28 protein-coding genes are annotated in these 25970 nt (G+C 61.4%); 17 read left to right on the forward strand and 11 right to left on the reverse strand.

Annotated features, from left to right (window positions below):
- The first annotated feature begins 16 nt into the window (after positions 1-16).
- On the forward strand, positions 17-1942 hold the full coding sequence (gene dxs / locus E4662_RS17965) for a 1-deoxy-D-xylulose-5-phosphate synthase (RefSeq protein ID WP_136442993.1): 1926 nt from the start codon (positions 17-19) through the stop codon (positions 1940-1942).
- Here the strand turns inward: dxs and E4662_RS17970 are convergent.
- Positions 1939-2574, reverse strand: a complete 636-nt coding sequence (locus tag E4662_RS17970) for an exopolysaccharide biosynthesis protein (protein ID WP_136442994.1) — start codon at positions 2572-2574, stop codon at positions 1939-1941. The genes dxs and E4662_RS17970 overlap by 4 nt on opposite strands.
- On the reverse strand, positions 2567-3415 hold the full coding sequence (locus tag E4662_RS17975) for an SDR family oxidoreductase (protein WP_136442995.1): 849 nt from the start codon (positions 3413-3415) through the stop codon (positions 2567-2569). Before E4662_RS17975 ends, E4662_RS17970 begins: the two co-directional genes overlap by 8 nt.
- Before the next feature lie 179 nt (positions 3416-3594).
- On the opposite strand from E4662_RS17975, the gene E4662_RS17980 reads away from it, so the two are divergent.
- Positions 3595-4023 carry a transglycosylase SLT domain-containing protein gene (locus tag E4662_RS17980; protein WP_136442996.1) on the forward strand — a complete coding sequence of 143 codons (429 nt, stop codon included), beginning with the start codon at positions 3595-3597 and terminating at the stop codon, positions 4021-4023.
- Between the two features lie 18 nt (positions 4024-4041).
- On the opposite strand, the gene E4662_RS17985 is transcribed toward E4662_RS17980, so the two are convergent.
- Complete coding sequence (locus E4662_RS17985) at positions 4042-4800, reverse strand: class II aldolase and adducin N-terminal domain-containing protein (protein WP_136442997.1); 759 nt, start codon at positions 4798-4800, stop codon at positions 4042-4044.
- 145 nt (positions 4801-4945) lie between these two features.
- Here E4662_RS17985 and E4662_RS17990 point away from each other — a divergent pair, with 145 nt between their 5' ends.
- Positions 4946-6430: an AMP nucleosidase gene (locus tag E4662_RS17990; RefSeq protein WP_136442998.1), complete on the forward strand. Its 1485-nt coding sequence runs from the start codon at positions 4946-4948 to the stop codon at positions 6428-6430.
- Positions 6431-6571: 141 nt separating this feature from the next.
- A complete protein-coding gene (locus E4662_RS17995; RefSeq protein WP_136442999.1) occupies positions 6572-6859 on the forward strand; it encodes an HU family DNA-binding protein in 288 nt (95 codons plus the stop codon).
- A gap of 156 nt (positions 6860-7015) precedes the next feature.
- On the opposite strand, the gene E4662_RS18000 is transcribed toward E4662_RS17995, so the two are convergent.
- Positions 7016-7723: a GNAT family N-acetyltransferase gene (locus E4662_RS18000; RefSeq protein WP_136443000.1), complete on the reverse strand. Its 708-nt coding sequence runs from the start codon at positions 7721-7723 to the stop codon at positions 7016-7018.
- Complete coding sequence (locus E4662_RS18005; RefSeq protein ID WP_136443001.1) at positions 7716-9104, reverse strand: aminotransferase family protein; 1389 nt, start codon at positions 9102-9104, stop codon at positions 7716-7718. Before E4662_RS18005 ends, E4662_RS18000 begins: the two co-directional genes overlap by 8 nt.
- A gap of 377 nt (positions 9105-9481) precedes the next feature.
- On the opposite strand from E4662_RS18005, the gene E4662_RS18010 reads away from it, so the two are divergent.
- The 5 genes from E4662_RS18010 (at position 9482) to E4662_RS18030 (ending at position 14964) form a co-directional block, all read left to right on the forward strand.
- Positions 9482-10489, forward strand: coding sequence for a taurine ABC transporter substrate-binding protein (locus E4662_RS18010; protein WP_136443002.1), 1008 nt, complete (start codon positions 9482-9484; stop codon positions 10487-10489).
- 112 nt (positions 10490-10601) lie between these two features.
- A complete protein-coding gene (locus tag E4662_RS18015) occupies positions 10602-11408 on the forward strand; it encodes an ABC transporter ATP-binding protein (protein WP_136443003.1) in 807 nt (268 codons plus the stop codon).
- A complete protein-coding gene (locus E4662_RS18020) occupies positions 11405-12670 on the forward strand; it encodes an ABC transporter permease subunit (RefSeq protein ID WP_136443004.1) in 1266 nt (421 codons plus the stop codon). The genes E4662_RS18015 and E4662_RS18020 overlap by 4 nt, the downstream gene beginning before the upstream one ends.
- A gap of 133 nt (positions 12671-12803) precedes the next feature.
- A complete protein-coding gene (locus E4662_RS18025) occupies positions 12804-13937 on the forward strand; it encodes an alkane 1-monooxygenase (RefSeq protein WP_136443005.1) in 1134 nt (377 codons plus the stop codon).
- Between the two features lie 106 nt (positions 13938-14043).
- Positions 14044-14964 (forward strand): manganese-dependent inorganic pyrophosphatase, encoded by a 921-nt coding sequence (locus E4662_RS18030; RefSeq protein WP_136443006.1) that lies wholly within the window; start codon positions 14044-14046, stop codon positions 14962-14964.
- A 71-nt stretch (positions 14965-15035) separates the two neighbouring features.
- On the opposite strand, the gene sfsA is transcribed toward E4662_RS18030, so the two are convergent.
- A complete protein-coding gene (gene sfsA / locus E4662_RS18035; RefSeq protein WP_136443007.1) occupies positions 15036-15740 on the reverse strand; it encodes a DNA/RNA nuclease SfsA in 705 nt (234 codons plus the stop codon).
- Between the two features lie 46 nt (positions 15741-15786).
- Between sfsA and E4662_RS18040 the strand changes: the two genes are divergently transcribed.
- The 4 genes from E4662_RS18040 to E4662_RS18055 are packed head-to-tail and all read left to right on the forward strand — an operon-like array spanning position 15787 to position 18804.
- A complete protein-coding gene (locus tag E4662_RS18040; protein WP_136443008.1) occupies positions 15787-16512 on the forward strand; it encodes a competence/damage-inducible protein A in 726 nt (241 codons plus the stop codon).
- A 54-nt stretch (positions 16513-16566) separates the two neighbouring features.
- On the forward strand, positions 16567-17310 hold the full coding sequence (locus tag E4662_RS18045; protein ID WP_240705239.1) for a GNAT family N-acetyltransferase: 744 nt from the start codon (positions 16567-16569) through the stop codon (positions 17308-17310).
- A gap of 50 nt (positions 17311-17360) precedes the next feature.
- Positions 17361-17894 carry a peroxidase-related enzyme gene (locus E4662_RS18050; RefSeq protein ID WP_136443162.1) on the forward strand — a complete coding sequence of 178 codons (534 nt, stop codon included), beginning with the start codon at positions 17361-17363 and terminating at the stop codon, positions 17892-17894.
- The gene (locus E4662_RS18055; RefSeq protein ID WP_240705240.1) at positions 17866-18804 is read left to right on the forward strand and encodes an OmpA family protein; all 939 of its coding nucleotides are present in this window, start codon (positions 17866-17868) and stop codon (positions 18802-18804) included. Before E4662_RS18050 ends, E4662_RS18055 begins: the two co-directional genes overlap by 29 nt.
- 7 nt (positions 18805-18811) lie before the next feature.
- Here the strand turns inward: E4662_RS18055 and E4662_RS18060 are convergent, their stop codons facing one another.
- Both E4662_RS18060 and E4662_RS18065 read right to left on the reverse strand, forming a co-directional pair.
- Positions 18812-19327 (reverse strand): DUF2937 family protein, encoded by a 516-nt coding sequence (locus tag E4662_RS18060; protein WP_136443010.1) that lies wholly within the window; start codon positions 19325-19327, stop codon positions 18812-18814.
- A gap of 105 nt (positions 19328-19432) precedes the next feature.
- Positions 19433-20389 (reverse strand): zinc-ribbon domain-containing protein, encoded by a 957-nt coding sequence (locus E4662_RS18065; protein WP_338113515.1) that lies wholly within the window; start codon positions 20387-20389, stop codon positions 19433-19435.
- 152 nt (positions 20390-20541) lie between these two features.
- Between E4662_RS18065 and E4662_RS18070 the strand changes: the two genes are divergently transcribed.
- From E4662_RS18070 to E4662_RS18085, 4 genes are read left to right on the forward strand one after another with little or no spacing between them, the layout of a single operon-like run.
- Complete coding sequence (locus tag E4662_RS18070) at positions 20542-21219, forward strand: cell division ATP-binding protein FtsE (protein ID WP_136443011.1); 678 nt, start codon at positions 20542-20544, stop codon at positions 21217-21219.
- Between the two features lie 14 nt (positions 21220-21233).
- Positions 21234-22121: a cell division protein FtsX gene (locus E4662_RS18075; RefSeq protein ID WP_136443165.1), complete on the forward strand. Its 888-nt coding sequence runs from the start codon at positions 21234-21236 to the stop codon at positions 22119-22121.
- On the forward strand, positions 22121-22855 hold the full coding sequence (locus E4662_RS18080) for a lysophospholipid acyltransferase family protein (RefSeq protein ID WP_136443012.1): 735 nt from the start codon (positions 22121-22123) through the stop codon (positions 22853-22855). The genes E4662_RS18075 and E4662_RS18080 overlap by 1 nt, the downstream gene beginning before the upstream one ends.
- Positions 22833-23435 carry a pyridoxamine 5'-phosphate oxidase family protein gene (locus E4662_RS18085; RefSeq protein WP_136443013.1) on the forward strand — a complete coding sequence of 201 codons (603 nt, stop codon included), beginning with the start codon at positions 22833-22835 and terminating at the stop codon, positions 23433-23435. Before E4662_RS18080 ends, E4662_RS18085 begins: the two co-directional genes overlap by 23 nt.
- Positions 23436-23446: 11 nt before the next feature.
- Here E4662_RS18085 and E4662_RS18090 read toward each other — a convergent pair whose 3' ends face one another.
- The 3 genes from E4662_RS18090 to E4662_RS18100 all read right to left on the reverse strand — a co-directional run bounded on the left by E4662_RS18090 (position 23447) and on the right by E4662_RS18100 (position 25935).
- On the reverse strand, positions 23447-23686 hold the full coding sequence (locus E4662_RS18090) for a hypothetical protein (protein WP_168798014.1): 240 nt from the start codon (positions 23684-23686) through the stop codon (positions 23447-23449).
- A gap of 362 nt (positions 23687-24048) precedes the next feature.
- The gene (lpdA, locus tag E4662_RS18095) at positions 24049-25443 is read right to left on the reverse strand and encodes a dihydrolipoyl dehydrogenase (protein ID WP_136443015.1); all 1395 of its coding nucleotides are present in this window, start codon (positions 25441-25443) and stop codon (positions 24049-24051) included.
- A gap of 102 nt (positions 25444-25545) precedes the next feature.
- Positions 25546-25935, reverse strand: a complete 390-nt coding sequence (locus E4662_RS18100; RefSeq protein ID WP_136443016.1) for an MAPEG family protein — start codon at positions 25933-25935, stop codon at positions 25546-25548.
- Between the last annotated feature and the right edge of the window lie 35 nt (positions 25936-25970).

Consider the following 25970-nt stretch of genomic DNA (forward strand, 5'->3'; position numbering starts at 1 on the left):
ACCGGAAGGCCCTTTCATGGCTGAGCACCCTGCCACCCCGCTGCTAGATCGCGTGACGCTGCCTTCGGATATGAAGCAATTCTCCGATGCGGAACTGGAACGGCTTGCGGCAGAAGTGCGAGCAGAGACGATCCATGCGGTGAGCCAGACCGGTGGGCACCTTGGGGCGGGGCTTGGCGTGGTGGAGCTCACCGTGGCGCTGCACGCGGTATTCGACACCCCTCGGGACAAAATCATCTGGGACGTCAGTCACCAGTGTTATCCGCACAAGATCCTGACCGGTCGCCGCGGTCGCATGCACACCCTGCGCCAGCAGGACGGGCTGTCAGGCTTCACCAAACGTTCCGAATCGCCTTTCGATCCTTTTGGCGCTGCGCATTCCAGCACGTCGATCAGTGCGGCGCTTGGCTTTGCCGTGGCCCGCGATCTGGGCGGCAACTGCGATACAGGGCACGGGGATGCCATTGCAGTGATCGGGGATGGCTCGATCAGTGCGGGCATGGCCTACGAGGCGCTGAACAACGCCGGTCATCTGGGCAAGCGTCTGATTGTGATCCTCAACGACAACGAGATGAGCATTGCGCCGCCGACAGGGGCCATGTCGTCCTACCTCAGCCGCCTCTATGCCGAAGCGCCGTTCCAGGACCTGAAAGCGGCCGCCAAAGGGGCTGTGAGCTTCCTGCCGGAACCTTTCCGGGAAGGGGCCAAGCGGGCCAAGGACATGCTCAAAGGCATGGCCGTGGGCGGCACACTCTTTGAAGAACTTGGTTTCAGTTATGTCGGGCCGATTGACGGCCACGATATGGACCAGCTTTTGCCAGTGCTGCGCACGGTGCGGCAGCGGGCGACCGGGCCGATCCTGATCCATGCCCTGACCAAGAAGGGCAAAGGCTATCATCACGCGGAACACGCCGCCGACAAGGGACACGCCCGGGGCAAGTTCGATGTGGCCACCGGTCAGCAGAAGAAGGCTCCCTCGAACGCGCCGTCCTACACCAAGGTCTTTGCCGACGCGCTGCTGCAACATGCCGCCGAGGACCCGCAGGTCTGCGCCGTCACGGCGGCTATGCCGGATGGGACAGGGCTGGATCTGTTTGCGGAACGCTACCCCAGCCGGTGCTTTGACGTGGGTATTGCCGAACAACACGGCGTGACCTTCTGTGCCGGGCTTGCGGCGGGCGGGATGAAACCTTTCTGCGCCATGTATTCGACCTTCCTGCAACGCGGCTACGATCAGGTGGTGCATGATGTGGCCATCCAGCGCCTGCCGGTGCGCTTTGCCATTGACCGTGCCGGGCTGGTTGGGGCCGATGGGGCGACTCATGCGGGCTCGTTTGATGTGGCCTATCTCGCGAACCTGCCCGGGATGGTGGTGATGGCTGCCGCGGATGAGGCGGAACTCAAGCACATGGTTGCCACCGCCGTTGCGCATGACGAAGGGCCGATTGCCTTCCGCTATCCGCGCGGCGAGGGTGAAGGCGTGACCATGCCGGAGCGCGGCGAGGTGCTGGAGATCGGCAAAGGACGCATGATCCAGGAGGGCAAGGGTGTGGCGATCCTGTCTTTTGGCACGCGTCTGGGTGAAGTGCAGAAAGCCAGCGAAGCGCTACGCGCGCGCGGTATCACACCCAGCATTGCCGATGCCCGCTTTGCCAAACCGCTGGACCGCGATTTGATCCTGAAACTGGCCGCGGATCATGACGCGCTGATCACCATCGAAGAAGGCGCCGTGGGCGGTTTCGGCAGCCATGTGGCGCAACTGTTGGCGGACGAGCGGGTCTTTGACCACGGGTTGAAGTTCCGCTCCATGGTCCTGCCCGATATCTTCATTGATCAGGCCAGTCCCGAAGCGATGTACGACGTAGCGGCGATGAACGCAGAGCACATCGAGGCGAAGGTGCTGGATGTTCTGGGCGTCGCGAGTCTCGACAAGCGCGCCTAAAGCACCCCAGCCCACAGGCAAACCACGATGCTGTAGAGCACGATGCTCTGAACATATCCGGCAAGGATATAAATCCCGTCACGTGTCATCAGGCCGAACATGATCATCGACACCGCCCCGGCGCTGAATGAGGTCACAAACGGCACGATCTCCAGCAGCGGCCAGGACAGGGCCAGCACGAAGGTCACGAGATAGGCGATCCAGCGCAAAGGGCGGCTGCTGAGGATTCGGAGCCTTCCCTGGCTGTAGCGATCCATCCAGCCTGCGGGTTTGCGCAGCCAGTTCAGGCCTCTTTGCAGTTTGGCGGCGCCGATCTGGCGTCTTGTCAGAAATCCGGGCAACCAAAGGTGCGCGCGTCCAAGCAGCGCTTGCAAGGCCAGCACGGCGACCAGCAAACCGGCAAGGCTTGGCACCGTGGGTATGCCCGACAGGGGCGAGACCAAAAGCACCGAAGGCGCTAGGATGATGGCCGGAAACGAGCGCGTTCCGATCCGGCGCAACATGTCTTCGACAGAAACGCGGTCTTCGTCGCCTTGCGGGGCAACGCGATCGAGAACATCGCACAGGCTGCTTGGCCCTTCGTCCATATCGCCAGTGGCGGCGGCGAGGGAGAGCGTCTCTGCCTTATTCATTGCAAAGCGCCTTCAGGCCGGTGCGATAATCGGGGTAGCGCAACGTGACCCCAAGCTCGCGTTTGATGCGCGTGTTGGAGGTCCGTTTGTTGTCCATGTAGAAACTGCGCGCCATGGGCGGCAGGTTGGCCTCTTCAAAGCGCACCTCGGGTGGAAGCGGCATGCCGAGCAACGTGGCCGCATAGGCGATCACGTCCTGCGGTGGCGCCGGTTCGTCATCACAAACATTGTAAATGGCCCCGGGATTGGGGCTTTGGATGGATGCCTCCAGAACCTGCGCGATATCGTCCACATGAATGCGGCTGAAGACTTGGCCGTCTTTGACAATCCGCCTTGCTGTGCCGCTTTTGACCTTGGAAAACGGCCCGCGCCCCGGGCCGTAAATTCCGGCAAGACGGAAGATGTGCAAAGGCAGATCCGGGATCGCGGCCCAGGCTGCCTCTGCCTCCGCGCGCAACTCACCGCGCCGCGTGGTCGGCGCAACCGGCGTAGTCTCGTCCGTCCAGGCACCGTCATGATTGCCGTAAACGCCGGTTGTCGACAGGTAGCCGGCCCACTCAAGGTTCGGCGCATGGCGCGGCAGCGCTTCGCCGAGCAGGTTTATCGAAGGATCACCGGCTTCATCGGGTCCGGCGGAAATCAGCAGGTGCGAGGCTTGCTCCAAGGAACTCGCAATGGCCTCTTTCTCCCACTGCAGGGGATGGACCCCCTCCGCCCGAATAGCATCCGCCGACCCCGCAGATCGAGTGGTCCCGAAAATGGTCCACCCCTGGGGAACCAGTTGCTTTGCCAAGGCGCTCGCAGAGTAGCCATGTCCAAGAGAAAGAAGTGTTTTTGACATGCGGGGAAGGTATGCCGATCCTATCTCAATGCAAGGGGCGTTGGGCGGCGCTTCGCCGACATCGCGCGGTCCTGCTCGCATCACAGGCCATTTGGCACTAGCCTGAAAGCGCAGCTATTGAGAGGGTTTGCCGCGTGTTTTCCCGCCGACGTGTTTTGTTTTGTCTTGCGAGCTTGCCGATGGCATGTGCAGCGCCCGCTCCGGAAAACAAACCGCCCACGGGTTTTGATCCGCCGCTTTATCCGAACGAAACCCCGGAACTGCGGGCGCAGATCAACACATGGGCCGATCACTATGAACTGCCACGCGCGCTTGTGCACCGTCTGGCGATCCGCGAAAGCACGCATCGCCCCTGGGCACGCAATGGCCCCTACTGGGGCTTGTTCCAGATCCTGCCCCAGACGGCTCGCACCATGGGGTTTCGGGGGCCAAATGAGGACTTGCTCAAGGCGGACGTGAACCTTGAGTTCGCGCTGAAGTATCTCAAGGGCGCATATCTCATTGCCGGCGGCGATCATGACGCGGCCATCATGTGGTATGCACGCGGGTATTATTACGAGGCCAAGCGGCTCGGGCTTTTGGTGGAAACCGGGCTGCGGCCGGGATAGGCGGCAGCCCGAACGACGTCACGTGGCGTAGGTGTCGCCTTCCTCATCCAGAATAAGGCGCAGCTCTTCCAGAAAACGTGCCTCCTGATCGACAGGATAAGCTTCGATTTCACCGGCGGTTTTTTCCGCAACCTCGTCCGACAGGATATCGAGAGGCTGGCCGGTCTGAAGCGCGCGGATATAGGTCTCGGCGGCGCGCTCGAAGTAATACAGGCGGCTGAAGGTCTCGGCGACGGTATCACCAATGACCATCACGCCATGGTTGCCCATGATCATGACTTTCTTCTTCGGATCGTCGAACAGCGCGGCGCAGCGCGCGCCTTCGTCTTCGAAAGCCAGGCCGCCATAGCCTTCGTCGATCACCGTGCGGTTGAAGAACATCGCGCAGTTCTGATCAATCGGCGGCAGACGCTTGTCCTTGAGCGTGGCCAACACCGTTGCGTGGATCGAATGAACGTGCATCGCACAGCGCGCATGCGGGCAGGCGCGGTGCAAGCCGCCATGCAACCCCCAGGCCGTGGGATCCGGTGCATCAGGCCGTGCCATGCTGTCCGGATCATTCGCATCCATCAAAAGCAGATCCGATGCGCGAATGCGGGAAAAGTGCTTGAGGTTGGGGTTGATCAGGAACTTCGTTCCGTCGTCATTCACTGACAGACTGAAATGGTTGGCCACGCCTTCATGCATGTTCATGCGGGCCGTCCACCGAAAGGCCGCAGCGAGATCACAGCGGTCTTGCCAATGTTCGATGTTCGCAATGGGCTGGGGTGCAGACATGGGATCCTCCTGATGTTTGGAGCATAGAGCCAGCGCGCCACGCCGGAGTCAATTGTGCGCGAAGCCCGCTTGAAGCGCGTTCCACACCTTGCGGCCCCTGTGACAAGCTGTCACCCTGCGCGGCAAAACAAAAGGGAGGTGGTCCATGCAGGATCACAAGTCAGGTTTGCAACTGGTGGTGCCGGATGCACCAGAGCCGGAACTGTTCGACGATCCAAGAGCGGCGGTAGAGCGGCTCATCGCTCTCTATGATGAAGCGGCGGCATTCCTGCGGGATCGCTTCATGAAAGCGATGGCCGAGGGGCATCCCGGTGTGCGGATTCGCGCCTACTATCCCGAAATCCGCCTCGCAACGACGAGCTTTGCCTCGGTCGACAGCCGCCTGAGCTTTGGTCACGTCACCGCGCCTGGCTTGTTCGCGACAACAGTCACCCGGCCCAAGCTGTTCCGCCACTATCTTGAGCAGCAGCTTGGCCTGCTGATCGGCAACCACGGGGTGCCCGTTCAGATCGGTCTTTCGCGGACACCGATGCCGGTGCATTTTGCCGTTGCCAACTTCCCGGAAATCACGGTGCCGCAGGAGGGTGCGGCGCAGTTCATTCTGCGCGATGTGTTTGACGTGCCGGATCTGGCGAGCACCAATGATGACATCGTGAATGGGGTGGCCGAACCGGATGCAGACGGCACATTGCCACTTGCGCCCTTCACAGCGCAACGTGTGGATTACTCGCTGGCGCGACTGGCGCACTATACCGCAACCGCCCCGGTGCATTTCCAGAACCATGTCCTGTTCACCAATTACCAATTCTATGTGAGCGAGTTCGAGGCCTACGCCCGTGCGATGCTCGCGGATCCGGACAGTGGCTACACCAGTTTCGTCAGCACCGGAAACGCCGAGATCACCACGCCGGATGGCGAGTTGCCCGTCGCGCCGCGCATGCCGCAGATGCCGACGTATCACCTCAAAAAGGCAAACGGCTCCGGCATTACTCTGGTGAATATCGGCGTGGGGCCGTCGAATGCCAAAACGGCAACAGACCATATCGCCGTGCTGCGCCCGCACGCCTGGATGATGGTTGGTCACTGTGCCGGACTGCGCAACTCACAAAGCCTCGGGGACTTTGTTCTGGCTCATGCCTACCTGCGCGAGGACAAGGTGCTGGATGACGACTTGCCGGTCTGGGTGCCTGTGCCCGCGCTGGCGGAGATCCAGATTGCCCTGGAAGAAGCAGTTGCCGCCGAGACGGAGCTGAAAGGGTATGACCTCAAACGCGTGATGCGAACAGGCACCGTGGCCAGCGTCGACAACCGCAACTGGGAGTTGCGCGAGCACAGCGGGCCAGTGCAACGGCTCAGCCAGTCCCGCGCCATCGCCCTCGACATGGAAAGCGCGACAATTGCCGCCAACGGGTTCCGCTTTCGCGTGCCCTACGGGACCTTGCTTTGCGTGAGCGACAAGCCGCTGCACGGAGAGTTGAAACTGCCCGGTATGGCCTCTGATTTCTACCAGACACAGGTGGGGCGCCATTTGCGTATAGGGATTCGCGCGATGGAAACCCTGTCCCGTATGCCGCTGGAACGCATCCACAGCCGGAAATTGCGCTCTTTCGAAGAAACTGCCTTCCTCTGACGCCGGGTAAAGCCGCTTGAATGGCGCGAAAACGCTTATTCTTATGGGTTTTCGATCCACTAAGCGTTGTGTTTGACCTCTATATACGGTTTTAATGCGCGGCAGAGGCCCAAGGAACTGGGCAGTGAAGGAGAGATAAAAATGTCCAAGCCTATGACGAAAACCCAGCTGGTCGCTGCACTGGCAGAAAAAATGGACAGCGACAAGAAGGCCGCAGGCGCGGCTCTGGACGCGATTGTTGAAATCATCACCTCGGAAGTGTCCGCTGGCGGTGCCGTGACCCTGCCGGGCGTTGGCAAGATCTACTGCCGCGAGCGCCCCGAGCGCATGGTGCGCAACCCCGCTACCGGTGAACAGTTCAAGAAAGAAGCCGACAAGCAGGTCAAGATGACCATTGCCAAGGCTCTGAAAGACAGCGTGAACGGCTGACCTGTTTCCACAGGTTGAGTCTGGAAGGGTCGTCTTCGGGCGGCCCTTTTGCATTCTGGACGGGGACGGCGCTTGTCCGGCAGAGCCGAACGGCGCCCCGCCCGCCGTCCCGTTGGCCTCCGGCGGGGATATTTGAGGCACAAAGAAACCGGGGCGTCAGCAGTCCTGCAGTCGCCGCTTCTGATTGCCGTCGTCGTCAAAATTGCTCTGGTCGAGCCAGACTTTGAACCGCACGTTGAGTGCGTGCCATTCGCTGTCGAGGATTGAGAACCACGCTGTGTCGCGGTTTCGGCCCTTGTACATCGTGGCTTGCCGGAAAATGCCTTCGAAGGTGAAGCCGAGCCGGGTGGCCGCCGCGCGGGAAGGGGCGTTCAGAGCGTCGCATTTCCATTCGAACCTGCGATAGCCCAAATCGTCGAAAGCGTGGCGCATCAGCAAAACCATGGCCTCTGTCGCCGCCGGCGTTTTTTGAAGGCGCGGGGCAAAGTGGATAAAGCCGACTTCGATGCTGCCGACCGCCGGGTCTATTCTGAGCAAGGAACAAAAGCCGGAAATCACGCCGTAACTGTCTGTAATCGTATAGAACATCGGATCTGCCGACCCCTGCGCCTTGCGGCAAAAAGCTTCGGCGTCCGCGATTCCTTGCCACGGTGCATCCGGCAGGTAGGTCCAGCCTGCGTGCGTGGTGTCTTCTGCAAAAGCCGCAAGAAGGGCCTCGGCGTGCGCCTCCCTTGTCGGCGAAAGCGTCACATGCCATCCGGCGAGCGGGACATGGGGCGGGCGAGGGCGCGGGAAAGCGCCCTCGACGGGCAACCCGATGGGTTGCCCAAGGTCGTTTGTCGTATGGGTCACGACGTCAGCCATACACGCGGGTCAGCGCGCCATCGACGGCTTCGACGATCTGGTCGATGTCGTCTTTGGTGGCGATCAGCGCCGGGCTGAAGCACAGGGTGTTGTTGTAGCCCGGGACCGAGCGGTTGGTTGCGCCGATGATGACTCCCTGGGCCATACAGTCGCCGACAACCGCCTGCACCTGCGCTTCCGGGCTCGGCGTTCTGCTATCGCGATCCGAAACAAGCTCTGCGCCGAGGAACAGACCTTTGCCGCGCACCTCTCCGATGACCGCGTGCTTGTCCTGCAACTCGCTCAGGCTGCCAAACATGTAATCGCCCATCTCGGTGGTGTTCGCCAGCAAGCCTTCGTCTTCAATGATCCGCATGTTTTCCAGCGCGGCCGCGGGCCCGGCTGTGCAACCGCCGAAGGTGGAGATGTCGCGGAAATAGTTCATCGGATCCGACGCGTCGTCCTTGAACAGATCAAACACGGCTTCGGAGGTGGTCAGGCAGGCGATGGCGGCATAGCCAGAGGCGACGCCCTTCGCCATTGTCACCATATCCGGCTCGATCCCGTATTGCTGATAGCCGAACCATGTGCCGGTCCGGCCTACGCCGCAGACCACCTCGTCGATGTGCAGAAGAATGTCATACTTGCGGCAGATCGCCTGCACCTTCTGCCAGTAGCCTGCGGGGGGTGTGATGACGCCGCCACCCGCGGTGACCGGCTCAAGGCAGAGCGCGCCGATGGTGTCCGGGCCTTCGCGCAGGATGACCTCTTCGATCTGGGCAGCCGCCCATTCGCCGTAGTTCTCCGAAGGTGCGCCCTGATCGCCGGCGCGGTATTCAAGGCAATGCGGCACGCGGACAAATCCGGGTGTGAAGGGGCCATACTGCGCACCGCGTTCGTCCTGACCGCCAGCCGACAGGCAGGCGATGGTGGTGCCGTGGTAATCGCGGTCCCGGAACAGGATCTTGTTTTTCTTGCCGCCGTAGCGTTTGTGCGCAATCTGGCGCACCATCTTGAACGCCTTTTCGTTGGCTTCCGAGCCGGAGTTGCAATAGTAGACGCGGCTCATACCGGGCATCTTCTCGATCAGTTTCTCGGAAAACAGGGCGCCGGGAACAGAGCCTGCCGACCCGGCGAAATAGTTTAGTTTCATCAACTGGTCATAAACAGCCTTGGCAATGGTTTCGCGACCATAGCCGACGTTCACGGTCCAGACGCCGCCAGACACCGCATCGAGGTGCTCTTTGCCCGCCTGATTCCAGACGCGCATGCCTTTGCCTTCGATGATAATGTTGGGGTCTTTGGACTCAAAAGCCTTGTGTTGGATAAGGTGGTGCCAAACGTGGGCTTTGTCCGCCTCGACGATATGGCTCAGGTCGTTTTGTGAAAGCGTGCCGTCCATGGGAACCTCCTGAGTGGGCGGGTTTTTCGATACTGTAGCAAAGGCACATGAGCCACAAAAGCGGGCAGCCTATAGGGCCAGTTTAAGCGCTCATGTGAGTCCAATAAGAGTGGGTTTCCCTGGGGGCGGCAATTCCGAATTCTTGAATCTCACATTATATCAGATGGTTATACGGTTTTTGCGGTCTTTCGAGGCAGGTCGCAGCGCAAAACCATGGTGCTCGGCAGTTGAATAATCATTGATCGGTTGCGCGTTTTCCGCTCGGATCAGGTCAGAGCGCGAAAAAATGCGCCGCATGAGAGGCAAGCGTCTCGCTTGTCTAGAACAAGAACCTCGCGCCGGCATGGCCCGGTGCGCAACAGGGGAGTTTGAAGTCCATGACATTCAAAAAAGCTTTGCTCGGAGCCGCCAGCGGTGTGGCTCTCTTGACCGGAGCGCAGGCCGCGATGGCGGATGGCCACGGTGGGATCACCGTTGCCTACTTCCTCGAATGGCCGATGCCGTTCCAGTATGCCAAGGCAGAAGGCATGTACGAAGAGGCGCTCGGCGTCGACATCAACTGGGTCAGCTTTGAATCCGGTGTGAAGATGTCCGCGGCCATGGCCTCCGGTGACGTGCAACTGTCCGTCAGCCAGGGTCTGCCGCCCTTCGTGGTTGCAACCTCCGCCGGTCAGGATCTGCAGATCCTCGATGTGGCCGTGTCCTACGCGGACAACGACAACTGCGTCGTGGCCGAAGCGTTGGAAATCGACAAGGACAGCGCAGGCGAACTGGCAGGCAAAAAGGTTGCCGTTCCGCTCGGGACTGCAGCCCACTATGGCTTCCTGAAGCAGATGGCACACTTCGGCGTGGACGTCTCTTCGATGGACGTGGTCGACATGGACCCGCCGGATGGCGCTGCGGCGATCAGCCAGGGCGCGGTCGACATGTTCTGCGGATGGGGCGGCTCGCTGGCTCGTGCCAAGGAACACGGCAACGTGCTGCTGACTGGCGCTGAAAAAACCGAACTGGGTATCCTCGTGTTCGACGTGACATCCGGGCCGGCGGCTTGGGTTGCGGAAAACTCTGATATGGCGGCCAAGTTCCTCAAGGTGACAGCAGATGCCAACGCCATGTGGGCAGACGAGGCCAACCAGGCCAAGATGCTGCCGATCATCGCCAAGGACGCGGGCATGGACGAAGATGCGGCTGCGAGCAACCTCGCAAGCTTCACCTTCCCGGGCGTGGACGATCAGCTGTCCGGCAAGTGGCTCGGTGGCAACGCGCAGACCTTCATGAAAGGTGTGGCGGATGTGTTTGTCGAAGCGGGTTCCATTGATGGTGCGCTCGACAGCTATGCCGATGCGGTGAACACCGGCCCGCTGGAAGCGGCCAAAGGCATGTAATGCGCCTTGGTGCGGAGGCGGCCCGGCTGCCTCCGCATGACAAACCGTCCGCGGTTTTTTCATATCCTCCCATCCCGAATTGCCGGCCCCACCCGGAAGGAAGAGCCCCGTCATGAGCGGTCTCAAGATCGAAAACCTGTCCATGCGCTTCGACCTGCCCAATGGCACGTCTGTTCAGGCGCTCAAGGACGTCTCCCTAAACATCGCCGAGGGCGAAATCATGAGCGTGCTGGGCCCGTCGGGCTGCGGCAAGACCACGCTTTTGAACATCGTCGCCGGTTTTCTCGCCCCGACTGAGGGCGGCATTTTCATGAATGGTCATCAGGTCACCGGACCCAACGCCGAACGCGGCATGGTGTTCCAGCAGGGCGCCCTGTTCGAATGGATGGACGTGCGGTCCAATGTCAGCTTTGGCCCGCGGATGGCAGGCAAGCGCGAAGCGGAATGGGGCGAACACGTCGATCATCTGCTCGACGTTGTGGGCCTGCGGGACTTCAAGGAAAAGGCCGTTTACGAACTGTCCGGCGGGATGCAGCAACGCGTGGCCTTGGCGCGCTGTCTGGCCAATGACCCTGACGTTATCTTGATGGACGAGCCTCTGGGTGCGCTGGACGCGCTGACCCGCGAGAAGATGCAGTCCCTTGTGCTGAAACTCTGGAAAGAGACCGGCAAGACCATCATCCTGATCACCCACTCCGTGGAAGAGGCGCTGCTCTTGGGCGAACGCCTTTTGGTCATGGCGCCACGCCCGGGCCGCATTCACAAGGAATATAACCTGCCGTTTGCGGATCTTGGCGTGAATGCGGATCTGCGTGAAGTCAAGAAACACCCCGAGTTCGCCGAACGGCGCGAAGAGATCCTGGGCATGATCTGGGACATGGAAGAAGAAATCATGGGCAGAGCGGAGGAATCGGCATGATCGTTTTCCTGATTTACGCGGCGATTTTCGTCATCTCCTTCTTTGTCGTGAAATACGTGGTTCAAAAGGCCACCAACGATTTCACCTCGCTCAAGACCGTGACCTTCGGGGATGAATCGGCGGTCAAACCGAACCGGGTGGCGAGCGTCATCTCGGTGCTGACCATCTTCCTGCTCTGGGGTGCGTTTACCGGCTCCAAGCTGGTGCCAAGTTTTGTGCATGCTCCGGGGCCTTTTGTGGGCGACGCGACGTTCACCTACACGGCTGAAGCGGACGGTGTGGAGGCGGACGATGCCACAGTGACCGTCCGGGTATTCCAGGTTGGCACCGATGTCGAAGCTCCGGCGGTCGAGCCGGGCGAAGGCTGGGCCAAAAATGACGCGGACACAGTGGGCGCGTGGCGTTCGGGCCTGATCCGCGTGGACAAGAACGACGAAAAGTCTCGTGGCGAAGGACACAAGGTGGTTGCGGTCAACGGCGAGCCGATTGCGCCGGGCGGTTCTGTTCAGACAGAGTTTGGTCGCATCGGCATGTCGCCGAAAGGCTCGCTCAACTTCGAGCCGAACAAGGGTTGGCAGATGGAGCCGATCTGGCTGCCGCCGCCCGAAGCCGTGCTCAAGCGCATGGGCGAGATTGCCAGCGAAGGCTACCGCGACAGCACGCTTTGGGAACACCTGGGCTATTCGCTCTTCCGGGTTGTCATCGGGTTCTTCTTCGGCGCGCTGGTCGGTATCCCGCTCGGCTATGCCATGGGCCTCAGCAACTGGTTCCGCGGCTGGTTTGATCCGATTGTCGAGTTCATGCGCCCGGTGCCGCCCTTGGCCCTGATCCCGCTGGTGATCATCTGGGCGGGTATTGGCGAGACGGGCAAGATCATCTTGCTGTTCCTCGCGGCGCTCTGGATCATGGCCATCGCGGCGCGGGCCGGGGTGTCTGGCGTGGCGATCTCGAAAGTGCATGCGGCTTATTCGCTCGGTGCCAGCAAGTTTCAGATCATGCGTCACGTGATCGTGCCCAACTCCCTGCCGGAGATTTTCACCGGTGCGCGGGTTGCGATGGGGGTCTGCTGGGGCACGGTTGTGGCCGCTGAACTGGTCGCCGCTGAAAAAGGCGCGGGCATGATGATCATGGTCGCCTCCAAGTTCCAGCTGACCGACATCGTGATCATGGGGATCATCCTGATCGGGATCATCGGTTTCGGGATCGATATCCTGATGCGTCTGGCAGAAAAGGCTCTGGTGCCTTGGAAGGGCCGGATCTGATCGGCACCCCACCTCATAAGCGAAGCGTCACTCCCGGTGAATGACGCAAGGAAACAAGGGCCTGCGGCGACGCAGGCCCTTCTTTTTTGCGCGGGGCTGGGCTTATACTTCGGGGCAAAACCGGAGCAGCGCCATGATCCCCGCAGCGACGCTTGGCCGTTTCACGTCCGCCTTGCCGTTCTTCTTGTCCTTCATCCTGATCCCGCTGGTCTGGATCGGTGCGATCAAGGGCGACCTTTGGGTTCTGATCACGCCGCTTTGCGCGTGGTACCTGTTTTCGGCGATTGATTATCTGGTGGGGCTGAACACCGAAAACGCGGACCCGCAAACTGGGGAAGAGCATCTTTACTGGTACAAACTGCTCACGCAGATCTGGGTGCCGCTGCAGTTCTTTACCCTCTTCGGACTGATTGCCTATGTCAGCGGCTCCACGCATCTGAACGGCTGGGAAAAGCTTGGTGTATTCTTTGGCACCGGCATCATGACCGGGACGGTTGGCATCGTTTACGCGCATGAGCTCATGCATCAACGCAATACGCGCGAGCGTTGGCTGGGGGACATCCTGCTGGCGATGGTGCTTTATTCGCACTTCCGTTCCGAGCATCTGCTTGTGCATCACCGTTATGTCGGCACGCCCCGCGATCCGGTCACGGCGCGTTACAACGAAGGGTTCCATCGCTTCTACCCGAGGGTCCTGCGCGAGAGCCTGCTGTCTTCCTTCAAGGCCGAGAAAGACCTGCTCGCCCGCAAGCAAAAGCCATGGCACGACCGGCGCAATCCGTTCTGGCGCTATTGGGCGCTGCAGCTGGCGATGCTGGGTCTGGCCTTTGCCGTCGGCGGCTGGGGCGGGCTGTTCATGTTTGTTGGGCAGGCCGGTGTCGCGATCTGGCAGTTGGAAGTGGTCAACTACGTCGAGCACTACGGGCTGACGCGCAAACACCTTGGGGATGGCAAATATGAACATGTCCTGCCGCGCCATTCGTGGAATGCGGCGCACAAGGCGACGAATTGGCTGATGATCAACCTGCAGCGCCATTCGGATCATCACTACAAGCCGGACCGGCGCTTTCCCTTGCTTCAGAATTACTCTGAAGACGAGGCACCGCAACTGCCTTTCGGCTATCCGCTGATGGCGATCAGCGCGATGATCCCGCCGCTCTGGCGACGGGTGATGAACCCCAAGGTGCGGGCCTGGCGCACGCGGTACTACCCGGAAATCGAAGATTGGGCGGCGTACAACAAGGGCCGCACACCCCTGCCGCGTTAAGCGTGCTGCGGTGCAGCATGGTCGCACCCCGATCATGGCGGGGTGACATATGAAGCCGGCACAGGTAAAGGGGCGTCAAAACACCCATTCGCATGTGAGGATTCCCATGACCACGCAGGTTTTCGGCCACAAAAGCCCCGACACCGACAGCACCGGCAGCCCGATCATCTGGGCCTGGTATCTCAACGAAATCAAAGGCGAAGCGGCCAAGCCGGTTCTGCTGGGCGAGCCGAACACCGAGGCGGCCTTCGTGCTTGAGCGCTGGAACCTCGACAAGCCGGAAATCATCGCGGACGTCGAAGCGGACGCACCGGTTGTCATCGTTGACACCAACAACCCGGCCGAGCTTCCCGAGAGCATCAACAGCGCCGACATCCGCGCGATCATCGATCACCACAAGCTGGTCGGCGGTCTGGAAACCAAAGGCCCGATCGACATCACCGTGCGTCCGCTCGCCTGCACCGCGACGATCATGCACGACCTGATGGGTGACGACGCGGCCAAGATGCCCGAAGCCATCAAAGGCGCGGCCCTGTCCTGCATCCTCTCCGACACGCTGGAGTTCCGCTCGCCGACCACCACGGACCACGACAAGGCCGTGGCCGAGAAGCTGGCCGCCGATCTGGGCGTCTCCATCGCTGACTACGCGGCTGAGCTGTTTGCAGCCAAGTCCGACGTGTCCGCTTTCTCCGATGCCGAGCTGATCCGCATGGACTCCAAGGAATACGAAGTCGACGGCACCAAGTTCCGCGTCTCCGTTCTGGAAACCACCGCACCGGCCATCCCGCTCGATCGCAAAGCCAGCCTGATGGAAACCTACAAAACCGTCTGTGCCGAAGATGGCGTGGATGAGGTTCTGCTGTTCGTTGTCGACATCATCAAAGAAGAAGCGACCCTTCTGGTGCCGAACGATCTGGTCAAAGGCGTGGCCGAAAAGAGCTTTGGCGCGACGGTTTCGGGCGACACGGTTGTTCTGCCGGGCATCATGAGCCGCAAGAAGCAGATTATCCCGAACCTCAAGGTCTGAGATTGCTCAGGTTCTGAGTATTTTCGCCAAGAAAAAGCACGAAAGGCCTTCGCAAAAGCGGAGGCCTTTTTCTATGCCTCGAAGGGGAGAGGATTGCCAAGGGTGACGCCTGCCGGGCTGATCCGACAATCGAAGCAGAGGATTTCGACACCTTTCGCGCGGGCCTCGGCACAGGCGTTTGCGTAGGTCGGATCAATGTCCGAAGCGAGGCTGACAGAGGTGCAATCGGTGCGCTGGACAAGGTAGAGCATGACAGCGCGGTGCCCGGCCTGTGCCATGTTGGCCAGCTCATTGAGATGCTTGGTGCCGCGCGCGGTGACACTGTCGGGAAACTCGGCAAGGCCGTTTGTGCGAGAGAGGGTGACAGATTTCACCTCGACATAGGCATCTGGGCGGGCGTCATCCGAAAGCAGGAAGTCGATGCGGGAGTTCTCTCCGTATTTGACCTCCGGACGGACCATTGCATACCCATCCAGCCCCGGCACATCGCCCGCCATCAGCGCCGCCTTGAGCATCCGGTTCGGCACGCCCGTATCAACACCGGTGAAATGCCCGCCTTCATGTTCCACCAACCGCCATGCGAATTTCAGCTTTTTCTTGGGATCATCGTTCGGCTCCAGCCAGATCCGCAGTCCCTCGTCCTTGAGCCCCAACATCGAGCCGGGGTTGGCCACATGGGCCGTAATCTCGCGGCCATCCTCCAAAAGGCAATCCGCCAGGAAGCGTTTGTAGCGGCGAATAAGCGTGGCGGGGATGAGGTCGGTTTGAAAGCGCATGTCAGAGGGCTATACCGTGCATGAGACCCACGCAAGGAGCCGCCTCATGTCCAACCCCACCGCCGCAATGCTTGTCATCGGAGACGAAATCCTGTCCGGGCGCACGCGCGATGCGAACATGCACTTTCTGGCGCAGGAGTTCACCAAGCACGGGGTGGATCTCAAGGAGGTCCGTGTGGTGTCTGACGACAAACCGGCGATCATCGATGCGCTGAATGCACTAAGGGCTGGATTTGACGTGGTGGTGACGTCAGGCGGCATCGGGCCAACCCATGACGACATCACCGCCGATTGCGTGGCCGAAGCCTTTGGCGCGCACATCGACGTGCGCGATGACGCGCGCGCGCTGCTTGCGGCGCATTATGAGCGGCAAGGCTCTGAGTTCAACACGGCGCGCCAGCGCATGGCGCGTATTCCCGATGGGGCCACGCTGATCGACAATCCGGTCAGCATCGCGCCGGGCTTTTCCATGGAAAATGTGCATGTCATGGCCGGGGTGCCCGCCGTGTTTCAGGCCATGGTGGCCAGCCTTCTGCCCCATATCACCGGCGGCGCGCCACTGCTGAGCCAATCTTTGCGGATCATGCGGGGGGAAGGGGAAATCGCAGAGCCGCTCGGCGCACTGGCCGCACAGTACCCGGATTTGTCCTTTGGCTCTTACCCGTTCCAGCGTGACGGAGTTTACGGGGCCAATGTGGTGGTGCGCGGGAGCGATGGGGCCAAGGTCGATCATGCCATGGCCGCCTTGTCCGCGCTTTTTCCGCAAACCTGAAATTGCCGCATTCCGGTGATGGACAGTGCAGAAGCTGCGCGCCATAAACGGGGTGTGACTGATACAAATCCTTCCAACGACCGGCTTTTTGCAGCCGTCAACGCCACTTGGCCCGCCGCCGCAACGGTCGAGGCCGGCCCTTGGGTGCTGCGCGAAGGACGGGGCGGGGGCAAACGCGTCTCTGCCGCATCTCCGGTTGGATCGTGGGATGAGGACGACATCTCCGCAGCGGAAAAATCCATGCGGTTGATGGGGCAGACCCCACTGTTTTCGCTCCGGCCCGAGGACGCGGCGCTTGACGCCACGCTGGCGGACCGCGGCTATGAATTGGTTGATTCCACAAACGTCTACGTGATCCCGGCCGCCGCCCTGACCGACAAACCGCTGCCGAGGGTTTGCGCCTTTACCGTCTGGGAGCCGCTCGCCATCATGCGGGAGATCTGGGAAACCGGGGGCATCGGCGAAGCCCGTCAGGCCGTCATGGAACGCGCGATGGGCCCCAAGACCGGTCTTTTTGGCCGGGTCTCCGACAAACCGGGCGGCAGCGGGTTCTGTGCCATTCACGATGGTATCGCCATGGTGCACGCGCTCGAAATCCTGCCGCAACAGCGCATGAAGGGGCTGGGCGGCTGGATGATGCGTGCGGCGGCGTTCTGGGCGGTCAGGAACGGCGCGGACTGGCTCTCGATCCTGGTGACCAAGGCCAATGTGCCGGGCAATGCGCTTTATACCTCTCTTGGCATGCAGCGCGTGGGGGAGTACCACTATCGTATACTGCCGGATAGTGAAGAGACCTGACCGATTTGACCCAAGACACCTCAGACAGCCCGACCGCGCTCAACCTGCCCATGGCAGACCCATTGCCGCCCGAGACGCAGAAATACTTCGACATCTGCCAGGAGAAGCTTGGCATGGTGCCGAACGTGCTCCGGGCCTATGCCTTTGATGTTGAAAAGCTGAACACATTCACGGCGCTGTACAACGACCTGATGCTTGGTGTGTCCGGTCTGAGCAAGCTGGAGCGGGAGATGATCGCCGTGGTGGTCTCTTCGGTGAACAAGTGTTTCTACTGCCTGACCGCCCATGGCGCGGCGGTGCGCGAGCTTTCAGGCGATCCCAAGCTGGGCGAGATGCTGGTGATGAACTGGCGTGTGGCAGACCTCGATCACCGCCAGCGCGCGATGCTGTCCTTTGCCGAGAAGATGACCAAGGCCAGCGCAGAAATCATGGAATATGACCGCGAAGCGCTGCGCGACGCGGGCTTTTCGGAGCGGGACATCTGGGACATCGCCAATGTCGCCGGGTTCTTCAATATGACAAACCGAGTGGCCAGTGCGACCGATATGCGTCCCAATGATGAATACCACGCGTCAGCGCGCTAAAGCGGCCGGGATTGTCTGGCTGCTCTGCGCCGGGGCAGGCATGGCGCAGGATCTGTCGCTGCCGAGCGGCGCCGTTGTGACGCGGGAGTTCACGCGTGATGCAGGGGCTTATGATCTGCCCATCGGCCCTTGGGCGGGTGAGGGCGGCGTGCCCGTCCGCCGCATCGAAGGCACGGTCAGCGCGCAAAGCTGGCGTATCGAAAGCAGCAGCCTCACACCGTTTCAGATCGTCGCGCCCATACGCGAAAAACTGGCGGAGGTTGGCTACGAGATTGTGCTCGATTGCGTGGCGCAGGGCTGCGGCGGGTTCGACTTCCGCTTTTCGACCTTTGTTCTGCCCGAACCGCAGATGTTTGTTGATTTGACGGACTTCATGGCGGTCTCCGCCGTGAACCCTGAAGGCAGCGCCGTGTCCTTACTGGCCAGCCGGGACGCGACCTCGGCCTATGTTCAGATTGTTCGTGTGGGCCAGGCTGCGGCCCTCGCAAGCACCAAGACCGATCTGGCCCCGGTCCGCAGCATGCCGGCTGCGGGCGACGTTGTCTCGCAACTGGAAAGCACCGGGTTTGCCATCCTGCGCGACATGGTATTTGAAACCGGCTCGTCTTCGCTTGGTGAGGGCAACGTGCCGTCTCTGGACGATATCGCGACCTACCTGCGCGCCAATCCTTCGCGGCAGATCCTCTTTGTCGGCCATACGGACGCCGTAGGATCGCTTAGTGGTAATCAGGCCCTGTCGAAGAAACGCGCCGAGTCCGCGGTTCGCTACCTGCGTGACCGGTTTGACATCCCTGCCGCGCAAATCGGCTCTGACGGCGTGGGGTTCCTCGCCCCGGTTGCCAGCAATCTGACCGCCGAAGGACGGGATGCCAACCGCCGTGTGGAGGCGGTTCTGATCTCAACTCAGTAATGCTGCCCTAGGCAGGCTTGCGTCGGAACAGGCTGGTAAAACTCGACCAGGCACCGGCGAGGAAGGCAAACAGCGCGTTAAGCCCGAGCCAACCCGCCACGAACCCGCTCCCGGCAAACACCGCCCCTTCGAAGGTGACGGGCGCGGCGGGTTTGTAGGTGGACATCGCCCGCTCCGCAATGTCGCGATCACCCAGATGGGTGGCCAGCTTGGCCCGCATGAAAGGCCCCGCGCCCTGCAAGGTGGCAAGATCGGCGCTCAGACGATCATGCCGGGCGATATCGCTGCGCATATTGTCCGCCTGTTTCTCGCTCAGCGGGCCTTCTTCGCCCAGCCGTACGAGCAGTTCATCGAGCGTCAGCCCAACCTTTTCGGCGTCCGTTTCATAGCGGGTGACTTGCCGGGACAGCTCGTCAACCGCGCCGCCAAGGCGCTGCATGTACTGTTGAGAATACTCCGGAAACTGCGAAAAGGCGGCTGCACCGCTGACGCCGCCCGCCAAGGCCAGGGTTCGCAAAATCATGCCCCATACTCCTACTCAAGCCCGCGCTCTTTTGCAGTCATGGCGCGTGCGCGCAGTCTAACACAGGGGAAAAGCGGTGACTAACGCCCCGTTAAACCACTTTGATTACTCGCTGTTTTCCGCTTCTGGCGCGGTCTCGGAACTCATGCCATCAAGCGATTGCATGAGACCGGTGACCTGTTCGTCCAGCGCAATGCGCAGCCCATCGACCCAGGACACATAGCCATCCATTGCAGGGGCAGCTTGCGGGACGGATGCGCTGATCTGCGGGGCAAAGACGTAAATGGCGAGGGCCACGGCCATGAGCACCACGATCAGGAAGAAGCCGCGCGCGAAACCGCCGCCGGATTTGGCAGGCTTGTCGCTGTCTCCAACGGATACCCGCCCGTCGTTTGAATCGGTGACACGCGGCTCGGAACTCGCTCGAAGAGTCTGATTGATCTCTTCAACGTCTGGAAGAAGCTCTTTGCGGGATTCCGCTGCGACGGTTGCCGCTTCTGCGGCGGCGCGCCCGGCCACGGCGGCTTCGGACACGGGCCGGTTGCGACGACGGCGCGGCTGTGGGTCCGGCTCCGCATAGGTCTCTTCTGACACTTCGTTGTCTTCGGGTGCAAGATCTTCGCCCCGAATGTTCGCCATATGCGCGCGCGCTTCGCGTGCGCGGCGGGCCTGTTCGTCCTCGTCCGGCTCGGTCAGGCCAAGATCCTGCTGCATTTCGAAGGCTTCGGCTTCCGCCTGGCGCTGACGGCGCTCCCGCTCCGCCTCTTCGCGCAGAACCTCGGCCACTTCGGGATCAAGCTCCCGGCGCCGCGCTGCGGGTGCAGGCTCTTCGGCAACCTCCGCCGCCTCCATCTCCGGCTCCGGTTCAGGCTCCCAGGTTTCCTCCGCTTCGGGCGCGCCGGACAGATCGTCCGCCGTCGCCACCTCCTGATCGGGGTGGTTCTGGAACCAGGTGTGGCCGCAGTTGGAGCACTGCACATCGCGGCCACCTTCCGGGATAACCTCGAGAGGCACCTCGTACTGCGCGTCGCAGTTGGGGCAGATCAGCCGAATTCTGCTCACGTCCTGTCCTTCTTCTCTGCAAGGAGCCGTTGTTCCTGCATAAGTTGCCTGTAGCGCGCGGAAAAGTCCAATCCTTAACCGCGGAACATTGAAACCGGAGCCAACCTGTAGCAAATAGGGGCATCCACGGTAAAGGTGCGGAGCAGACAAGCGTGATCGAGCTGGAAAACGTGGCCTATTCCTACGGCGGTGAAGCGCTGCTCACGGATATGAGCCTTTCCCTGCCTGCCGGGTCTTTTCACTTTCTCACGGGGCCGTCCGGCGCTGGTAAAACGACGTTTCTCAAGCTGTGTTACGGTGCTCTGCGGCCCACGTCCGGCGCACTGAGGCTCTTTGGCGAAGACCTTGCCGCCTTTGATCGCGATGCCGTGGCGCTGGCGCGGCGGCGGATCGGGGTTGTGCACCAGGATTGTCAGTTTCTGGACCACTTGCCCGTGATTGAAAACATCGCGTTGCCGCTCAGCGTCTCGGGCCTTGCCGCGCAGGATCAGGAAGACAACCTTCAAGAACTTCTGAACTGGGTTGGGTTGACCGGGCGCGCCAATGCGCTGCCGCCGGAACTGTCGGGCGGGGAGAGGCAAAGGGCCGCCCTGGCCCGTGCGCTGATCCTTTCGCCGGACATTATCCTCGCGGACGAGCCGACGGGCAATGTGGATTGGGAAATGTCACAGCGGCTTCTGCGCCTTCTGGTCGAGCTCAACAAGATGGGCAAGACCGTGATGATTGCCACCCATGATCTCGCGCTGATCCGAGCGGCCAAGGCGCAGGTGCAGGCCCGCGTCCTGCGCATATCGGATGGCAGCATTCAAGCGGCGGGGGCGGATCTGTGAAGGCCTGGCTCGACATGATGCGCGCCGTGCTGACGCGCGATGCGGGCGCAGACCGCGTTGTCCCGCCCGCCGGGTTCACGGTCTGGCTGACTGTGTTCACAAGCGGGGCCATGGCCTTTCTGACCGTATTTGCCCTGGCACTTTCGCTCGCCTCCGGGCGGCTGGCGGAGTCCTGGGACAACGAACTGGCCCGCAGCGCCACCTTGCGGATCTCCGCGCCTGCCGGGCAGATGGCAGAGCAAACCGCCGCCGCGTTGAAGGTGCTGGAGCAAACGCCCGGTGTGGCCTCTGCCCGCGCCTTGAGCGACGCGGAACAACAGGCGCTGCTCGAACCTTGGTTCGGCCCGGATCTGCCGATTGACAGCCTGCCTGTGCCCCAGCTGATCGAAGTGATCGAAACCGAGGACGGCTATGACAGCGAGGGCCTGCGCCTGCGTCTGCAGGCCGAAGTGCCCGGCGCGGTTCTTGATGAGCACACACGCTGGCGCAGACCTCTCATCGCCGCCGCCGCCAAGCTGCGTGCTCTGGGCTGGGTGTCGATCCTGCTGATTGGGGCTGCCACAGGTGCGATGGTCACGCTTGCTGCCAATGCCGCGCTCGCCGCCAACTCCCGTGTGATTGCCGTGCTGCGCCTCGTCGGGGCCACGGACAGCTACATCGCCAGCGCCTTTGTCCGCCGGTTCACCCTGCGCACGCTCATCGGGGCTGCGGGCGGCACGCTTCTGGGCCTGATCGCGGTCCTGCTGATGCCGGGGGCAGGGGATGCGGGTGCGTTCCTGACCGGCCTGCGTTTTCAGGGGCTACACTGGATTTTCCCATTCTTCGTGCCGCCGCTGGCCGCGCTTGTGGCTTTCCTCGCCACGGGTTATGCCGCGCGGCGCGTTCTTGAAAGGCTCGACTGATGCTGCAATGGATCCGAAGCTGGATATTCCTGATCCAGATGTACCTGATGATGGCGATCCTCGGGCTGTTCTTCTTTCCCGGTGTGATCTTTTCGCCCAAGGTCGCGCGGTTTGCCTGTCGCCTCTATGCCAACTGGGTACGCTGGACCGCTGGCTGGATGGTCGGCCTGAAAAGCGAGATCAGGGGCGAAATTCCGACCGGCGAGGTGCTGATCGCAGCCAAGCACCAATCGTTCTTCGACATCATCCTGATCTTTGGCGCGGTTCCCACGGCAAAATTCATCATGAAGCGGGAGCTTCTCTGGACGCCGTTCATCGGCCTTTATGCTTGGCGTCTGGGCAGTGTTCCGGTGGACCGGGGCAAGCGTGCTCAGGCAATCACCAAAATGATCAAGGATGTTGAGAGAGGCGCGGTGGAGGCCGGGCAATTGGTCATCTACCCGCAGGGCACCCGCGTCGCGCCGGGCAAGAAAATCCCCTACAAGGTTGGGGCCGCCGTGCTCTACAAGCAGTTGCAGCAGCCTTGTGTACCGGCCGCGACCAATGTCGGCGTGTTTTGGCCTCGGACCGGCGTCTACCGCAAGCCGGGGCTTGCCGTGGTCGAATTCTTGCCTGCGATTCCTCCGGGGGTAGACCAGTCGACCTTTGTGAGGCAACTTGAGGATGAGGTCGAAACGGCCTCCAACAAGCTCATGAAGGAAGCTGGCTTCGATGCGGATACTGAAAACGCTTGAAGACCTGCACGCGCTCTATGCGGAGCCTGTGCCAACATCCCTTACAAAGGTTACCGCGACCCTGACGCCGAAATATCGGGCCTGGATCGAAGGCAGCCGGTTTTGCGTCCTGTCGACAGTTGGGCCGGAAGGGGTGCATGGCACACCGCGTGGAGATGATGGACCCGTGGTGCGGGTGCGCGACGAGAAGACGCTTCTGATGCCGGATTGGTGGGGCAACAACCGTCTCGATGCGCTACGCGACATCATTCGGGATCCGCGCGTGGCGCTTCTGTTCCTGGTGCCGGGCAGCAATACGACGATCCGCGTGAATGGCCGCGCGGTTCTGACCGATGACGAAGCCCTGCGCGAAAGCTTCCGCAAAAAGACGCGCCTGCCTGCGACGGTTCTGGTTATCGAGATTGACGAGGTCTACAGCCAATGCGCCAAGGCGCTGATGCGATCGGAACTGTGGGCGCGCAATGACAAGGAAACCGTGCCGACCGTCGGACAAATCTTGTCAGAGATCACCAATGGCGCAGAAGGCGGCGAGGTTTATGACCGGGACTATGCGGAACGGGCCAAGCCCAAGATGTGGTGACCGGCGCGTGGTCAGGCCTGCGCATCCTTGGTTTTGAGCGCGCCGCGTGGACGGTATTTCAAGAGTGCTTTGGCCGCCAAGGCAAAGAGGATGACAAAGGGCAGGCCCCACGAGCCTTTTAGTCGCTCCACCAGAGGTATCGCCGGGGTTTCCGGCAGCTCGGCCGGCAGCACCCCGCGCGACTTTAACCCGGCGATGTCGGCGCGGGTTAGGGGCAAATATCCATCCGGATTGCACTCGTCGGCGGACAAGCTGTATCCCAGAGTCCTGTGCCACATAGGAAGACCGATGACGCGGGCGGTTCCACTGTGATCGCAAAGCTGCATCACGCGCCCATCAGCGCCGGGCAGGCCGCTTTCGACGACGTATGACATTTGCCGATCAAAAGACACAGGTGCGGAGCTGGCCAGAAACGCGACCAAAAGGCCCAAACCCAGCCCCCCAATCCAAACCCGATACCGCATCAGCCTCACCACACATCACCTGTCCCTGTTCTGGCGAACCCTTTTGGCGAGAATTCTGCGTCAATAAGGTTAATTCTGGGCGAGTAGGCATGAAAAAACCCGGTCAGACGGCGCTGACCGGGTTTCTTGTTCTGGCAGGATTGCCTTGATCAGGAGTGGATCGGGCCGTCGCCGCAAGCCAGCGCCGCTTCGCGGACCGCTTCGGAAAAGGTCGGGTGTGCGTGGCAGGTCAGCGCGATGTCCTCGGCGCTGGCGCCGAACTCCATGCCGACGCAGATCTCGTGGATCAGATCGCCCGCGCCCGGTCCGATGATGTGACAGCCGAGGATGCGATCCGTGGCCTTGTCCGCCAGCAGCTTCACAAAGCCTTCGCCCTGGAACACGGCCTTGGCGCGACCATTGCCCATGAAGGTGAACTTGCCGACCTTGTAGGCGACGCCTTCGGCCTTGAGCTGGTCCTCGGTCTTGCCAACCGTTGCCACTTCCGGCGCGGTGTAGATGACACCGGGGATCACGTCATAGTTCACGTGGCCGTGCTTGCCCGCAATGACCTCTGCGACGGCCATGCCTTCGTCCTCGGCCTTGTGCGCAAGCATCGGGCCTTCGATGGCGTCGCCAATGGCGTAGACGCCTTTGACGTTGGTCTGCCAATGGGCATCCGTCGCGATCTGACCGCGCTCTGTCATCTTCACGCCAAGCGCGTCGAGGCCCAGCCCGTCGGTGTAAGGACGGCGGCCGGTGGCGCAGAGCACCACATCGGCGTCAATCGTCGCCTCGCTGTCATCCTTGCGCAGCTTGTAGGTGACGGTTGCCTTGGTCTTGCTCGCGTCCACTTTCTGAACCGCAGCACCCATGATGAAGTTCATGCCCTGCTTCTTCAGAATGCGCTGGAAGGTTTTCTGAACCTCGGAGTCCATGCCGGGGGTGATGGCGTCGAGGAATTCGATCACGGTCACCTCGGTGCCGAGGCGCGCATAGACAGAGCCCATTTCGAGACCGATCACACCGGCGCCGATGACAACCATCTTCTTCGGGATCTTCGGCAGGGTGAGTGCGCCGGTGGAGGTCACGACGACTTTCTCATCAACCGTCACATCCGCGCCCGGAACCGGCGACGGCTCGGAGCCGGAGGCGATCACGATGTTCTTGGCTTCGTGGATCTCGTCGCCAACCTTGACCTTGCCAGCCTCGGGGATGCTGCCCCAGCCTTTGATCCAGTCGATCTTGTTCTTCTTGAACAGGAATTCCACACCTTTGGTGTTCTGGCCGATCACGTCGTCCTTGTAGGCGAGCATCTGCTTCCAGTCGACGGAGGGGCTTTTGCCCTTGAGACCCATCTTGGCGAAGTTGTGCTCGGCTTCATGCAGCTGGTGCGACGCGTGCAGGAGTGCTTTCGACGGGATACAGCCGACGTTTAGGCAGGTGCCGCCAAGCGTTTCGCGGCCTTCGACACAGGCGGTCTTGAGGCCAAGCTGGGCGCAGCGGATGGCCGAAACATAGCCGCCGGGGCCACCGCCGATGATGATCACGTCATAGGATGCCATTTGGATGTCCTTTCTTTAGGGGAGCAGAGGGCGCTGCCCTCTCTGGGCCGTTGGCCCATTCACTCCCGGGATATTTGGGGCACAAAGAAACGGGGGCCTGCGTCATAGCAAGGCCCGGATGAGCAGGTAGACCGTGGCGAGAAAGCCAACGACCCAGATGAGGGAACGCCAGGGGCTGAGCCCCAGCAGATAAGCCGGCAGGTAGAGCGCGCGCGCGATCAGATAGAGGATGGCCACAGCGCCGGTGCTGTGTGTGGCCTTGTCGGCGAATGTGATCGTCAGCGCAGCGATGGCGAAGAGGATGAGGCTTTCGAAATGGTTGTTCATCGCCCGCTGCGCGCGGCCCGCCGTGCCGGTGAGATCGCGTTTGCTGTCGCGCGGGGAGAGCGCATAGCCGGTGCCAACCTGCATCTGCGCCGTGACCGAGTAGATGCAGAAGTGCAGCACCTGAAGCAGGGCGGCGAGGGTGAGGGCGGTGAGTTCGGGGGTCATATTAACACCGGATGGATTCTGTCCTGCCAAACTGG

This window comes from Pacificoceanicola onchidii (assembly GCF_004804335.1).
Classification (GTDB): Bacteria; Pseudomonadota; Alphaproteobacteria; order Rhodobacterales; family Rhodobacteraceae; genus Pacificoceanicola; species Pacificoceanicola onchidii.

Coding starts and splice junctions, on each gene's coding strand:
- E4662_RS18030 (WP_136443006.1), top strand. CDS start 14,044: ATGACCACGCAGGTTTTCGGCCACAAAAGCCCCGACACCGACAGCACC.
- E4662_RS17990 (WP_136442998.1), top strand. CDS start 4,946: ATGCAGGATCACAAGTCAGGTTTGCAACTGGTGGTGCCGGATGCACCA.
- E4662_RS18060 (WP_136443010.1), bottom strand. CDS start 19,327: ATGATTTTGCGAACCCTGGCCTTGGCGGGCGGCGTCAGCGGTGCAGCC.
- E4662_RS18050 (WP_136443162.1), top strand. CDS start 17,361: ATGGCAGACCCATTGCCGCCCGAGACGCAGAAATACTTCGACATCTGC.
- sfsA (WP_136443007.1), bottom strand. CDS start 15,740: ATGCGCTTTCAAACCGACCTCATCCCCGCCACGCTTATTCGCCGCTAC.
- E4662_RS18080 (WP_136443012.1), top strand. CDS start 22,121: ATGCTGCAATGGATCCGAAGCTGGATATTCCTGATCCAGATGTACCTG.
- E4662_RS17975 (WP_136442995.1), bottom strand. CDS start 3,415: ATGTCAAAAACACTTCTTTCTCTTGGACATGGCTACTCTGCGAGCGCC.
- E4662_RS18040 (WP_136443008.1), top strand. CDS start 15,787: ATGTCCAACCCCACCGCCGCAATGCTTGTCATCGGAGACGAAATCCTG.
- E4662_RS18010 (WP_136443002.1), top strand. CDS start 9,482: ATGACATTCAAAAAAGCTTTGCTCGGAGCCGCCAGCGGTGTGGCTCTC.
- lpdA (WP_136443015.1), bottom strand. CDS start 25,443: ATGGCATCCTATGACGTGATCATCATCGGCGGTGGCCCCGGCGGCTAT.
- E4662_RS18055 (WP_240705240.1), top strand. CDS start 17,866: ATGATGAATACCACGCGTCAGCGCGCTAAAGCGGCCGGGATTGTCTGG.
- E4662_RS18085 (WP_136443013.1), top strand. CDS start 22,833: ATGCGGATACTGAAAACGCTTGAAGACCTGCACGCGCTCTATGCGGAG.
- E4662_RS17970 (WP_136442994.1), bottom strand. CDS start 2,574: ATGAATAAGGCAGAGACGCTCTCCCTCGCCGCCGCCACTGGCGATATG.
- E4662_RS18020 (WP_136443004.1), top strand. CDS start 11,405: ATGATCGTTTTCCTGATTTACGCGGCGATTTTCGTCATCTCCTTCTTT.
- E4662_RS18100 (WP_136443016.1), bottom strand. CDS start 25,935: ATGACCCCCGAACTCACCGCCCTCACCCTCGCCGCCCTGCTTCAGGTG.
- E4662_RS18075 (WP_136443165.1), top strand. CDS start 21,234: ATGATGCGCGCCGTGCTGACGCGCGATGCGGGCGCAGACCGCGTTGTC.
- E4662_RS17985 (WP_136442997.1), bottom strand. CDS start 4,800: ATGTCTGCACCCCAGCCCATTGCGAACATCGAACATTGGCAAGACCGC.
- E4662_RS17995 (WP_136442999.1), top strand. CDS start 6,572: ATGTCCAAGCCTATGACGAAAACCCAGCTGGTCGCTGCACTGGCAGAA.
- E4662_RS18025 (WP_136443005.1), top strand. CDS start 12,804: ATGATCCCCGCAGCGACGCTTGGCCGTTTCACGTCCGCCTTGCCGTTC.
- E4662_RS18000 (WP_136443000.1), bottom strand. CDS start 7,723: ATGGCTGACGTCGTGACCCATACGACAAACGACCTTGGGCAACCCATC.
- E4662_RS18015 (WP_136443003.1), top strand. CDS start 10,602: ATGAGCGGTCTCAAGATCGAAAACCTGTCCATGCGCTTCGACCTGCCC.
- dxs (WP_136442993.1), top strand. CDS start 17: ATGGCTGAGCACCCTGCCACCCCGCTGCTAGATCGCGTGACGCTGCCT.
- E4662_RS17980 (WP_136442996.1), top strand. CDS start 3,595: ATGGCATGTGCAGCGCCCGCTCCGGAAAACAAACCGCCCACGGGTTTT.
- E4662_RS18005 (WP_136443001.1), bottom strand. CDS start 9,104: ATGGACGGCACGCTTTCACAAAACGACCTGAGCCATATCGTCGAGGCG.